Raw genomic sequence first — 12,524 nt, forward strand, 5'->3', positions numbered from 1 at the left:
GGGGCCGGCGGGCCGGCAGGAGCACGGCGTGACGGCGGGGGAACGGCTCATGGGAGCAATTCCCGGTACAGCGCCGCGTACTGGGCGATGAACCGCTGCGGGCTGAAGCGCTCCTCCACGGTCGCCCTGCCCCGCTCCGCGAGCATGTCCCACACCCGGGGCTGGTCGAGCAGCCACACCAGCAGGTCACCGGTCCGGCGCCCGTCCCCTGCGGGCGCGCGCAGCACCGCGTCGCCGAAGTCGGTGAACTGCGGGAGGTCGCTGAGGATGGCCGGCCGCCCGGTGGCCAGTGCCTGGAGCACGGTGAGCGGGATGTCCGCCTTGGCGCCGATCGTCGGCGGCGGGAAGAGCAGCACATGGGCGGAGGCCAGCAGGGAGTTCATGTCGTCGACATATCCGCGGACCTCGACGTCCCGCAGCCCCGCGGACCCGGCCCGCTCCCGCAGCTCCTCCTCCAGAGCCGCGGTCTCCTGCCCCGGACGCCCGCGCATGGCGAGGACGAGCCGGAACCCGGCCCCCGCGCGCTCCGCCTCGGCCGCAGCTTCGATCGCGGTCACGGCCCCGCCCTCGGGGTCGTGAGGGCCGGCGAAGAGGACCACCGGCAGGCCCTCGGGCCGGGGCCGACAGGGCCAGTGGGCCAGCGGGATCATGGGCAGGATCACCCGGACGTCGCCGAAGTCGGCCGCCCGCAGCCGCCGGGCCATCGACTCCGACAGGGCGACCGTCGTGCCCAGCGGCCGGCTGCGCGCCAGCAGCCGGGTGTGCATCACCCCCGGCACGGTGTGCACGACGGGCCGTGCTCCCAGCAGCAGGGGGCGCAGCCAGGAGAACGCGGGGAAGGTGCGCCCGATCGTCAGGAAGGCGTGCACCAGATCGGCCCGGCGTGCCGCGACGGCCCCGGCGAGCGCGGCCTGCACGCGGACGGATGCGTGGGGGGAGCCGTCGCCGGACCAGAGGGGGATCGCCCGGCCGACCGGCGGCACCGGCGAACCGGTCCGCCCCGGCCGCTGGGAGAACCAGAGGAACTCGACATCGGGAAGCCCTCCCAGAACCTCCCTGGCCAGCCCCACGTCCGACCCGTCCGCCCCGTCCAGCGGACTGCTGGTCAGAAGCAGGACACGGGGCGGCCGCGCGCTAACGGTCATGATCAGTGCCCGCGTCGTGGCGGGAGACCCGGCCACGCGACAGATGGAGCCGGTACGTGGGGTGGACATGGTCGATCTCCGGCAGCCGCCCCGTCAGGCCGCCCGCACGCGGCGACCGGCAGGACCGCACCGCGTCGTCCAGATGCGGCGACAGCGCGACCAACGGGTGATCGGATCCGATGGCGGCGGTCAGAGCGTCGTCCGCCATGGCGCACCCCTCCTGTCCTTCCTCGGCCGTCGCCCGGCGGCCGGAGCGTCGACGAGGCGGTGGGCCAGGGCCAGGTATCGGCCCGTCATCTCGTCCCAGGTGTAGCGCTGCGCTGCCTGCCCCGCCTGCCGCCCCAGCGTGCGGCGCGCAGCCTCGTCGGTGGCCAGCATCCGCATCCGGTGGCCCAGCGCGACCACGTCGAACGGCGGCACGGTGACATCGCCTCCGTCGCTCATCCACCTCAGTGCGGGCAGGTCGAAGTGGAGGATCGGCTTCCCGTACGACATGCCTTCGAGCGCCACCAGACCGAAGGTCTCGTGCCGCGACGGCATGACCAGGAAGGCGCAGTTCCGCAGGAGGTCCCGCTCGAGCCCCTCTCCGGCGAAACCCACCCAGCGGACGCTGTCCGGGTGCGCTGCGAGCAGCGCCGCCAGCTTCCGTTCCTCGGCCTGCGTGCCGCTGCCGGCCAACAGCAGGGGCATCGGCGGACGTTCCCGGCGATAGGCGTCGAGCAGCAGGTCGATCCCCTTGATCCAGATGTCGATGCGCCCCAGGAACAGGATGTAGTCGCCGGCGCCGAGCCGGGCGTCGTCGATCTGGCGTTGCTCGACACCGTTGGCGATCACCTGGACGTCGGCCCGGGAGGTGAGCCGCCGGACGGCCGAGGCGTCGGCCTCGTTCGTCACCACGATGTGCCGATAGCAGCGCAGCCCGAGCCGCTCCACCAGGAAGAGTGGGATGTGGTACCTGCGCCACAGCGCCTCGGCGCTGCGCCCCTGGTCGATGCCGGTGACCGGCGCGCGGGAGAAGAGCGGCAGGAAGCTCGTCGAAAAGGGCGGCGTGAAGTTCTCCAGCCACGCGTCGTGCGGAAGCCTGCGGGCCAGGAAGGGGAGCAGGGTCAGGAAGAGCAGCTGTCCGGCGCGCGGGCCGGCCCAGCGGACGGGGAGGTGGACGTAGCGGATGCCGTCGCGCTCGCGCGTGCCGCCGCGCCTCCCGGCGGTCACCACGGTCACGTCGAAGTCGTCCGAGAGCCGCCGGGCGACCTTCTCGACCACCCGCGCTCCACCGCCCCGGTGTTCGGGGTTGCCCACGTCGTCGTAGATCGAGACGACGACCCGCTTGCGGGGCGTGGCGTTTCCGCTCCCGGCGTCCGGGAGGCCTCGGCTGCGTACGGCGTCGAGCAAGGCGTGGGCACGGCGCGCCCACGATCCCCGGCGCGTGGGACCGTCAGGGCGCCGTGCCTTCTCCTCCTCGTCCCTCACCCGCGGAGGAGAGCTGAAGCTACGGCACAGGAAGCAGCCGTAGCAGTGGAGCGTGGCGACGGCGAGACCGCGTTCCCGCAGCAGCCCGGCGATGCGCCGGACCAGGGAGGACCGGCCCGCGCCGTCGGGTCCGGACACCGCGACCATGACGGGACCTCGCACCGTGCTCATGAGGTGCGCCTCCGCCGTCTCTTGGTGACGACGAACGGCACCCGCAGCGCCATCTCGCGCGCCGCCGCGCCGGCGAGGGCCCGGCCGCCGTCGGAGAACCAGCCCTCCCGGGCGCCCTGCGTGCGCGCCATCACCTCGGGCGCCAACAGCTTGCGCAGCGACAGGTTCTGGAACAGCCCGTGGGCCGGCGAGGTCCCCAACCGGTCCGCCTGGGCGGCCTTCCAGCGGTCCGTGGGGACGACGAGGTCGAAGTTCCCGTCCACACGGTCGCCGGACAGGTCGGCTTTGATCAGCACCGTGGGGATGCCCGCGGCGCGGTCGGGGTCGCGCCCGGCGTCCTGGTCGGGTCCTTGGATCCGGCCGATCTCCGAGGTGTCACGAGCCGGGTGCGCGGGTCGGCGGTACGGAGCCCGGTCCGGCACACCGGGCTCCGTACCGGTCGGCCCGGTCCCGTCGGGCCCGCTCGCGCCGGGCTCGTACGGGACGGGCGCGCCGCGGCGGGCGAAGAACCGCCACAGCGCCACAGTGGTCGTCGCCGTCGTCGCGATCAGCCGGGCGACGGCATGGGGCAGCCGGAGCGCCGCCGGCGATGCGGCCAGGAGCAGGGATGGGGCAAGGGCGCCGAGCACGGCGGGCCCGCCCGATCGCCTGCGGTCAGCGGGTTTCGCGGTTCGGCCGGAGCCGTCCGAGCCGCCGTCGCGCCGGTTGTCCGCGGCGCGGGCGCGGACGGTACGGGAGCGTCGGCGCCGGGCGGCCGCCCGCGGCCGGCGGACGGCGGAACGGCAGGTCCGGACCGCGGGGGAGAGCCGGTCGGTCGCCCGCCGTGCGGGATGGGAGGTGGGACGGCGGGACGGGACGCACGGTCGACGGCGCCGGGACTCGGCGGTGGGCCAGTCGGTCACCCGTCGCAGCGGATGCGGAGCGGGTGCCGCCGGCGTTCGGCTGATGTGGAGTGAAGTCACGATGAGCTTCTTCCGGCAACCGACCCAGCCGAGGGCCTGTCATGCATCTGAAATGCCTGACTTCCACCGTTAGCATCCGATATCTGATCCGTCAAGCGCGGCGCGCCTGGTCCGCTCGTTGACGACCTCTTACTCAGCGGTACGGCTTTCCGCGATCGGCATCGTCCGGACGGCTCGTTATGCGGAACGGTGGGAATTCATCAATTCCCGTCCGGGCGGCCTCGTCTCCACGGTATTACAATCCGTTCATGGCCGGGCGAATTGAGGACTACGCCCTCATCGGCGATTCGGAGACGGCCGCTCTCATAGGGACGGACGGGGCTGTCGACTGGTGGTGTGCCCCCCGATTCGACTCGCCCGCCTGCTTCGCAGCGATTCTGGGAGATGAGTCCCACGGGCGGTGGAGTCTCGCGCCGGTCGGGAATCGCCCCTGCAACCGCCGGAGTTACCGGGCCGAGTCGCTCGTTCTGGAATCGGTATGGGAATCCGTCTCCGGCACCGTGCGCATCATCGACTTCATGCCCCCGCGCGAACGGACCCCGCAGATCATCCGGTTGGTGGAGGGGGTCGCCGGACGGGTCGACCTGCACGGCGAGTTGCGGATGCGCTTCAATCACGGCAGCGTCGTGCCCTGGTCGCGCCTGGTGGACCGGCGTACGGTCGCGACCGTGGCGGGGCCGGACGCGGCGTATCTGCGGTGCGGTCCGGGGACCGACATCTCCGTCACCGACGCATGCGTCTCGCTCGACGTCTCGGTGACGGCCGGTCAGCGCGTCTCCTTCGTCCTCGGCTGGAGCCCCTCCCATTCCGCGCCGCCCCCGGCGCCCGACGTGGCGGCGGAACTGGCGCGGACGCTCGCCTTCTGGGACGACTGGACGTCGAATCTTCGCTATGAGGGGCCATATCGCGAGGCGGTCATCCGATCGCTCGTCACCCTGAAAGCCCTCACCTACGAGCCGACCGGTGGAGTCGTCGCCGCGGCCACCACCTCGCTCCCCGAATGCATCGGTGGCCGGCGCAATTGGGACTATCGCTTCTGCTGGCTGCGCGATTCCACCTTCACCCTCTCCTGTCTGCTGCGCAGCGGATACCGCCGCGAGGCGCTCGCCTGGAAGGACTGGCTCGTCCGCGCCATCGCCGGCGACCCCGCGGATCTGCAACCGCTCTACGGGGTGGGCGGACAGCGCAACCTCCCCGAGGTGCAGGCCGACTGGCTGCCCGGCTACGAGGGATCCCGCCCGGTCCGGTTCGGCAACGCGGCCGTCGACCAGTTCCAACTGGACATCTACGGCGAGGTCTTGGGGACGATCTACTCGGCCGTCCGGGCCGGAGTCGCCATCGACCCGCACGTCTGGAGCCTGATGGCCTCGCTCCTGGAGTACGTGGAGAAGCGCTGGCAGGATCCGGACGAGGGCATCTGGGAAGTGCGCGGCCCGCGCCGCCACTTCGTCCACTCCAAGGTGATGGCCTGGGTCGCGGCCGACCGTGCCCTGCGCCTGGCCCGCGTCGCCGGACTGCGCACCTCCGTCCGGCGCTGGCAGGCCCTGCGCCGCGATCTGCGCGACGAGGTGTGCGCCCGTGGCTGGAGCGACGAGCAGCAGTCCTTCGTGCAGTACTACGGAGCCCGGCGGATCGACGCCACGGCGCTGCTGATCCCCCGGCTCGGCTTCCTCCCCGCGACCGACCCGCGCGTCCTGAGTACGGTCCGGGCGATGGGCCGCCTCGACGACGGCGGATTCCTGCGACGGTACGCGGACGTGAGCAACGGCGAGGTCCACGAGGTGGACGGCCTCGCCGGCGCCGAAGGGGCCTTCGTGGCCTGCACGTTCTGGTACGCGGACGCACTGGCGATGACAGGGCGTCAGACCGAGGCGCGAGACGTCTTCGAGCGGGTCCTGGACGTCCGCAACGACGTCGGTCTGCTCGCCGAGGAATGGGATCCGCACACCCGCCGCCAGCTGGGCAACATGCCCCAGGCGCTCAGCCATGTCGCCCTGGTGAACACGGCGTTCACCCTCTTCGGGACGCGCAAGCGCGATCGTTCACCCGCCGGGCACTCCGCTGTGGCATGATCCCGCCGACACTGGGGGAAGGGGCGGGATCATGGAGTCGTACCTGGGCGTCGGCAGCCTGCTGCTGGCACTGCTGCTCGCGACGGGCGGCGTGGCCGCGATCCGACGGGGATGGATATTTTCCTACCAGCGCCGATGGATCCACCGCACCCCGCTGTTCGGCTGGGCGCAGCTCGTGATGGCGGGATCGTTCCTGCTCCAGGCCGTCGACGCGCTGCTCGTCGAGGATCCTGACCTGGGCATCGTCGTGAGCAACGTCGGATTCGTGGCGCTCGCGAGCGGTCTCGCCCTGAGCGTGCTGGCGCAGCGGCCCCGTCAGGACGGCTGAGCCGTCGGCCACCGCCCCGGAACGACCGCTCGGCGATTCGTTCGGGTGCGCCCAGCGGGCGCGCCGGACCGTGCCGGGTTCGAATCGGAGCATGGCTCCCTACGACAGGCTCCGCGCCGACCGCAGAACGCAGTCGCTGGAGACCGGCACCTGGTGGTACGCCAACATCGCCGGTGAAGCGGCCGACTCCTTCAGCGCCCGGGTACGCAAAAGGATGCAGCGCGCCTGCCTCGCCGCGGTCCTGCTGCTCGCCGTCGTCTACGCCGGCCTCGTGCTGACCGCAACCGGCCAGCGCTGGGAGAACGCCGTGCTTACCGGCCGGCTCACCGACGAGACCCTGGCCGCCGCCCACGAGGCGAACCGCACCCTGCAGCACATCACGGTGTACTCCCTCGCCGTCGCCATGCTCGTGCTGACCGTCATCGGGATGCTGCGGCGACGGTACGCGCTCATGCTCGTCGCACTGGGCACCGTCGGCGTCTCCCTCTTCCTGGCCGAGGTGCTCAAGGGCTATGTCCTCGGCCGCGCGGATCTGGCCCACGCGCCCGCCCACCTGACCCACAACAGCTTCCCCAGCGGACACACCACGGTCGCGATGAGCGTGATGTTCGGCCTGGCCCTCGTCGTCCCGTACCGGGTCCGCGGCCTCGCCGTGGGCCTCTGCGCCCTGTGGGCGACGGCCGTGGGCGCGTACACCGTGGCCGCCGGATGGCACCGGCCCAGCGACGCGATCGGCGCCGACCTGCTCGTCCTCGCCGTGGCCTGCGGACTCGTCGCCCTCCTCGCCCGCCGCGGCAAGGTGGGCCCCGCCCGCTCGCGCCGCTTCCCGCTGCGCACCGTCTTCGTGATCGTCCCCCTGGGCGTCGCCGCCGTCGGCGGGCTCGGCGCCGGCCTGGTCCTCCTCGTCGACTCCATGTTCGTCCTGGAGCCCACCGACCCGAACCTGTCCCACGTTGCCTACCAGGCCGGACACGGCCTCGCCGCCGGTGCGAGCGCCGCGGCCACGCTGGTGCTGCTCGCCCTGCTGCGCCATGTCGACCTGGACGCCATCCCCCCTCCGTACCGACTCACCGGCACCACCCTTCCCACAGAGGAGGCAGGGCCCTTTCCCACCGAGGCGGATCACGAGATATCTTGATGTCGAGCAATCTCGCAGACGCAGACGTGGAGCGGAGCACACCCGGTGACTGACTCGACCATCATCTACACCCACACTGACGAGGCGCCCGCCCTGGCGACGTACTCGTTCCTGCCCGTGATCCAGGCCTACGCCTCGACGGCCGGCGTCAATGTCGAGACCCGGGACATCTCCCTGGCCGGGCGCATCATCGCCGGCTTCCCCGAGCGTCTCGACGAGGCACAGCGCATCGACGACGCGCTCGCCGAGCTCGGCGCGCTGGCCAAGACGCCCGAGGCCAACATCATCAAGCTGCCGAACATCTCGGCCTCCATCCCGCAGCTGAAGGCCGCGATCGCCGAGCTCCAGGCGCAGGGCTACGCCCTCCCGGACTACCCGGACGACCCGCAGACCGACGAGGACAGGGACGTCCGCGCCCGCTACGACAAGGTCAAGGGCAGCGCCGTCAACCCGGTCCTGCGCGAGGGCAACTCCGACCGCCGCGCCCCCGCCTCGGTCAAGAACTACGCGAAGACGCACCCGCACCGCATGGGCGCCTGGTCCTCCGACTCGAAGACCAACGTCGCCACCATGGGCGAGAACGACTTCCGCTCCACCGAGAAGTCCGCCACCGTCTCCGAGGCCGGCACGCTGCGCATCGAGCACGTCGCCGCCGACGGCACCACCACCGTCCTGCGCGAGTCGGTCCCCGTCCTCGCCGGTGAGGTCGTCGACGCCTCCGTCATGCACGTCGCCGCCCTGCGCACCTTCCTCGGCGAGCAGATCGCCCGCGCCAAGGCCGAGGACGTGCTCTTCTCCGTGCACCTCAAGGCCACGATGATGAAGGTCTCCGACCCGATCGTCTTCGGCCACGTCGTGCGCGCCTTCTTCCCGAAGACCTTCGCGGCGCACGGTGCGGCGCTCGCCGCCGCCGGCCTCTCCCCGAACGACGGCCTCGGCGGGATCCTCAACGGCCTGGCCGCCCTCCCGAACGGCGCCGAGATCAAGGCGTCCTTCGACGCCGAGATCGCCGACGGCCCGGCCCTCGCCATGGTCGACTCCGACAAGGGCATCACCAACCTGCACGTGCCGTCCGACGTCATCGTCGACGCCTCCATGCCGGCCATGATCCGCACCTCCGGCCACATGTGGGGCCCGGACGGCCAGGAGGCCGACACCCTCGCCGTCCTCCCGGACAGCAGCTACTCGGGCGTCTACCAGGCCGTCATCGACGACTGCCGCGCCCACGGCGCCTTCGACCCGTCGACCATGGGCTCCGTCCCCAACGTCGGCCTGATGGCGCAGAAGGCCGAGGAGTACGGCTCCCACGACAAGACCTTCGAGATCGCCGCGGCCGGCACCGTCCGCCTCGTCGACGCCGCCGGCAACGTCGTCCTGGAGCAGGAGGTCGCCGAGGGCGACATCTTCCGCGCCTGCCAGACCAAGGACCTGCCGATCCAGGACTGGGTCAAGCTCGCCGTGACCCGCGCCCGCGCCACCGGCTCCCCGGCCGTCTTCTGGCTCGACGAGTCCCGCGCGCACGACGCCCAGCTGATCGCCAAGGTCGAGCAGTACCTGCCGGAGCACGACACCGAGGGTCTCGAGATCAAGATCCTCTCCCCGGTCGACGCCACCACGTTCTCCCTGGAGCGCATCCGCCGCGGCGAGGACACCATCTCGGTCACCGGCAACGTGCTGCGCGACTACCTGACCGACCTCTTCCCGATCCTGGAGCTGGGCACCAGCGCCAAGATGCTCTCGGTCGTCCCGCTGATGGCGGGCGGCGGCCTGTTCGAGACGGGCGCCGGCGGCTCCGCCCCGAAGCACGTCCAGCAGCTCGTCAAGGAGAACTACCTCCGCTGGGACTCCCTCGGCGAGTTCTTCGCCCTGGCCGCCAGCTTCGAGCACCTGGCCACCACCACGGGCAACGCCCGCGCCCAGGTCCTTGCCGACACCCTCGACCGCGCCACCGGCACCTTCCTCAACGAGGACAAGTCGCCGACCCGTCGCGTCGGTGGTATCGACAACCGCGGCAGCCACTTCTACCTGGCCATGTACTGGGCCCAGGAGCTGGCCAAGCAGACCGACGACGTGCAGCTCGCGGAGGCCTTCGCCGGCCTGGCCAAGACCCTCACCGAGCAGGAGGCGACCATCGTCGCCGAGCTCATCGCGGTGCAGGGCTCCCCGGCCGAGATCGGTGGCTACTACCAGCCGGACGCGGCCAAGGCCGCGGCCGTGATGCGTCCGTCCGCCACCTTCAACGAGGCCATCGCGTCCCTCGCCTGATCCGGCGCGACAAGCTGTTCCGCCCCGGCCGGAATTCCTCCGGCCGGGGCGGCCTTGTCGGTGGCGGATGTGGCATCCGGGTGTGAACCTGGATGGATGAGCTGGGCTTCATGGACGACCCCCGGCGTCTACACCGGGCGCGGTGGGGTGCTCACCGACGAAGTCGGTGCGGTCACGGGCGACCTGACCGTGCACACCACCTGGGCAGAGGGCGAAGCACGCGTGGCCGTGCAGTACAGCGGCGCGTCCGACTGGTTCACGATGTCGGGCAGTCCGGTTCCGTGCGCCACCGAGGAGGAGAGCCGCGAACTCCACGAGGCCGCGGTCGAGGCCGTACGGGCGGGGAAGGCGGCCACCGTGCCGTACCTGCCGCATCCACCGGCATGAACATCGTCGAGAAGTGTTATCCCACCCGCACCCACGGGTCTCCTGACGACGGGGACGGACGGACCCAGGCACGAGGGAGCAGGCAGGATGCACAGCGACGAGCGCGGCACGGCCGCACTGGTGAACGCGGCCGCGGCGGGGGACCCGCACGCCCGTGAGCGGCTGATACGCGCGTACCTTCCGCTCGTCTACAACATCGTCGGCCGCGCGCTCGACGGGCACGCCGACGTCGACGACGTCGTGCAGGAGACGATGTTCCGTGCCCTGGATGGACTCCCCGGGCTGCGCGACCCCGAACGCTTCCGGTCCTGGCTGGTCGCGATCGCGATGAACCAGGTCCGCCGGCGCTGGCGCGAGCGGCAGACGGGGCCCCTGCCCGGACTCGACCGGGCGGCCGAGCTCGCCGACCCCTCCGGAGACTTCGTCGACCTCACCATCCTGCGGCTCGGCCTCTCCGGACAGCGGCGCGAGGTCGCCGAGGCGACCCGCTGGCTCGACGAGAGCGACCGTGAACTGCTCGCCCTGTGGTGGCTGGAGGCGGGCGGCGAACTGAGCCGCGCGGAACTCGCCGAGGCCCTGGCCCTCACCCCCGCGCACGCGGCGGTCCGCGTCCAGCGGATGAAGGAGCGGCTGGAGACCGGCCGGGCCGTCGTCCGGGCCCTCGCCGCCCGGCCGTCCTGCGCGGAACTGGCCCGCGTGACCGCGGGCTGGGACGGCCGCCCGGCGGCGGTCTGGCGCAAGCGCCTCGCCCGCCATGTGACGACCTGCGCCTCGTGCGGCCGCACCCGCTCGGGCCTCGCCCCCGCCGAGGGGCTCCTGGTGGGCCTCGGCCTGGTCGCGCCGCTGCTGGTCTGGCCCGCGGTGCGTCCGGAGACCGAAGCGGCCGCCTGGGCGGGTGACGCTCCGGACCCGACCGGCTCGGCGGCCTGGGCTCCGGGTGACGGCAACGGCACGGATGCGATGCCCTACGGAGGAGCAGAACCGGACCCGCTCACCCACCCGGCGTCGGCTCCGGACGCGACGCCGTACACCGGCACGGCGGGCGACTCCGGGGCCGGTGCGAGCGGGGCCGGCGGCTCGCTGCGACGGGCCTGGGTCGCCGGGGCGGTGGCCCTCGGCGTGCTCGGCGGGGTCATCCTGCTCGTACCGTCCGAGCCGGAGGCCCGCGAACCCGCGCCCGCCACGCCTGCGGCGGCGCCGCCCCCGTCCCCCACGACCGTGCCCCCGCCGAGCCGCACCACGCCCACGCCCACCCCGACGCCGTCCCGGACACCCACCCCGACGCGGACGGTCACCCCAGAGGAGCGGCTGAACGGGCTGGTCAACCAGCGCCGCGCGGAGGCGGGGTGCGCGCCGCTGCGCAGCGATCCCCGGCTCGCCGAGGCGGCCCGGGACTACGCGCGGGACATGGTCCGGCGCGGCTACTACGCGCACAGCAGCCCCGAGGGCGAGTTCGCCGACGCACGGATCTCGTCGGCCGGCTACACCTGGTCCGCCTGGGCCGAGAACCTGGCGCGCGGGACGGCCGACCCCGCCGCCGTCTTCGAGGGATGGATGGACGGCGCGATGCACCAGGAGAACATGCTGAACTGCCGCTACCGGCACACGGGAGTCGCCGCCGTGTCCGGACCCGACGGCACGGTGTGGGTGCAGAAGCTGGCCTCGCCCGCCTCCTGAACCCCCACCGCACGCAGGACCGGACCGTCAGCGGCCGGTGCCGAAGTTCTGTACCCACCACGGCCCGTTCTCGGTCAGCGTCACCCCGACGCCGATGTCCTTGAACGAGCAGTTGAGGATGTTGCGGCGGTGCCCGTCGCTGTTCATCCAGTCCTCCATCGCCTCCGCGGGGCTCTTCGGGCCGCGGTGGATGTTCTCGGCCCAGCCGGACGACGCGTACCCGGCGGCCCTGATGCGGTCGCCCGCGTCCCGCCCCTCGGGGCTGATGTGCTCGTAGTAGTCGCGCGCCGCCATGTCGTCCGCGTGCGCCTGGGCGGCCTGCTGCAGCCGGCTGTGGGAGTGGAGCGGGGAACAACCCGCCTTCTCCCGTTCGGCGTTGGCGAGCGAGACGACCCGGTCGACGTACTGGTCAGCCTTCCCGACGGCAGGCGCTTCGGCCGCCGGCGCCGCCGCGTTCTGCGGGACGGGCCGCGCCGCCACCTTCTCCCGGGGCGGCGTCGGCCGAGGAGAAGCCGGGGCGACGGCCGTGGCGGAAGCCGACGCCGCGACGGACGGAGGCGGCGAGGCGACCGAAGGGGCGGTCGGCGCGGCGGACGGCGTCCGCTGCGCGGGTGCGGCCGACGGCACGGACCGCTCGGTCAGCGGGGCCACCTGCGACAGGGCGACCGCCTCCGGGTGTCGGGTCCCGGCACCGTCCGCAGTGCCCAGGGACGCCACGTACGCCCCGGCCGCCACGGTGAGGACGGCCGTCGCCGTCCCCGCGACGGTCACGGCGGTCCGGAAGGACGGCGCCCGGCGCGCGCGCCGGCGCGCACCCCCTCTTCTACGGTGCCTGCCGCCGCCGTTCGTCCGCTGGTCCTCGGGGCTGCGCTCGTCGTGGTGCTGCATGGGCTCCGCTCTCTTCTCCGA

At 72.7% G+C, this 12,524-nt stretch carries 11 protein-coding genes; 6 read left to right on the plus strand and 5 right to left on the minus strand.

The window, feature by feature from the left end; translation table 11 throughout:
* Nucleotides 1-47 precede the first annotated feature (47 nt).
* Genes ACFV9D_RS11000 through ACFV9D_RS11015 form a run of 4 tightly spaced genes read right to left on the minus strand, consistent with a single transcriptional unit; the run spans nt 48 to nt 3,748 of the window.
* Nucleotides 48-1,145: a glycosyltransferase family 4 protein gene (locus ACFV9D_RS11000; RefSeq protein ID WP_385143983.1), complete on the minus strand. Its 1,098-nt coding sequence runs from the start codon at nt 1,143-1,145 to the stop codon at nt 48-50.
* Entirely contained in the window at nt 1,135-1,353 is a 219-nt protein-coding gene (locus tag ACFV9D_RS11005; RefSeq protein ID WP_385143985.1) for a hypothetical protein, read from the minus strand. The genes ACFV9D_RS11000 and ACFV9D_RS11005 overlap by 11 nt, the downstream gene beginning before the upstream one ends.
* The gene (locus tag ACFV9D_RS11010; RefSeq protein ID WP_385143987.1) at nt 1,335-2,786 is read right to left on the minus strand and encodes a glycosyltransferase; all 1,452 of its coding nucleotides are present in this window, start codon (nt 2,784-2,786) and stop codon (nt 1,335-1,337) included. The genes ACFV9D_RS11005 and ACFV9D_RS11010 overlap by 19 nt, the downstream gene beginning before the upstream one ends.
* Entirely contained in the window at nt 2,783-3,748 is a 966-nt protein-coding gene (locus tag ACFV9D_RS11015; protein ID WP_385143989.1) for a hypothetical protein, read from the minus strand. Before ACFV9D_RS11015 ends, ACFV9D_RS11010 begins: the two co-directional genes overlap by 4 nt.
* Before the next feature lie 248 nt (nt 3,749-3,996).
* Here ACFV9D_RS11015 and ACFV9D_RS11020 point away from each other — a divergent pair, with 248 nt between their 5' ends.
* From ACFV9D_RS11020 to ACFV9D_RS11045, 6 genes are all read left to right on the plus strand, one after another.
* Entirely contained in the window at nt 3,997-5,820 is a 1,824-nt protein-coding gene (locus ACFV9D_RS11020; RefSeq protein ID WP_385143991.1) for a glycoside hydrolase family 15 protein, read from the plus strand.
* Between the two features lie 31 nt (nt 5,821-5,851).
* Nucleotides 5,852-6,148 carry a hypothetical protein gene (locus ACFV9D_RS11025; RefSeq protein ID WP_385143993.1) on the plus strand — a complete coding sequence of 99 codons (297 nt, stop codon included), beginning with the start codon at nt 5,852-5,854 and terminating at the stop codon, nt 6,146-6,148.
* Nucleotides 6,149-6,239: 91 nt separating this feature from the next.
* Complete coding sequence (locus tag ACFV9D_RS11030) at nt 6,240-7,286, plus strand: phosphatase PAP2 family protein (protein WP_385143995.1); 1,047 nt, start codon at nt 6,240-6,242, stop codon at nt 7,284-7,286.
* A gap of 45 nt (nt 7,287-7,331) precedes the next feature.
* The gene (locus tag ACFV9D_RS11035) at nt 7,332-9,551 is read left to right on the plus strand and encodes an NADP-dependent isocitrate dehydrogenase (protein WP_385143997.1); all 2,220 of its coding nucleotides are present in this window, start codon (nt 7,332-7,334) and stop codon (nt 9,549-9,551) included.
* A gap of 96 nt (nt 9,552-9,647) precedes the next feature.
* Nucleotides 9,648-9,938, plus strand: a complete 291-nt coding sequence (locus ACFV9D_RS11040) for a hypothetical protein (protein ID WP_385143999.1) — start codon at nt 9,648-9,650, stop codon at nt 9,936-9,938.
* Nucleotides 9,939-10,025: 87 nt separating this feature from the next.
* Nucleotides 10,026-11,615, plus strand: coding sequence for a sigma-70 family RNA polymerase sigma factor (locus ACFV9D_RS11045; RefSeq protein ID WP_385144000.1), 1,590 nt, complete (start codon nt 10,026-10,028; stop codon nt 11,613-11,615).
* Nucleotides 11,616-11,642: 27 nt separating this feature from the next.
* On the opposite strand, the gene ACFV9D_RS11050 is transcribed toward ACFV9D_RS11045, so the two are convergent.
* The gene (locus ACFV9D_RS11050) at nt 11,643-12,503 is read right to left on the minus strand and encodes a CAP domain-containing protein (protein WP_385144002.1); all 861 of its coding nucleotides are present in this window, start codon (nt 12,501-12,503) and stop codon (nt 11,643-11,645) included.
* Between the last annotated feature and the right edge of the window lie 21 nt (nt 12,504-12,524).

The sequence above is a fragment of the Streptomyces sp. NPDC059875 genome, from assembly GCF_042731085.1.
Taxonomy (GTDB): Bacteria; Actinomycetota; Actinomycetes; order Streptomycetales; family Streptomycetaceae; genus Streptomyces.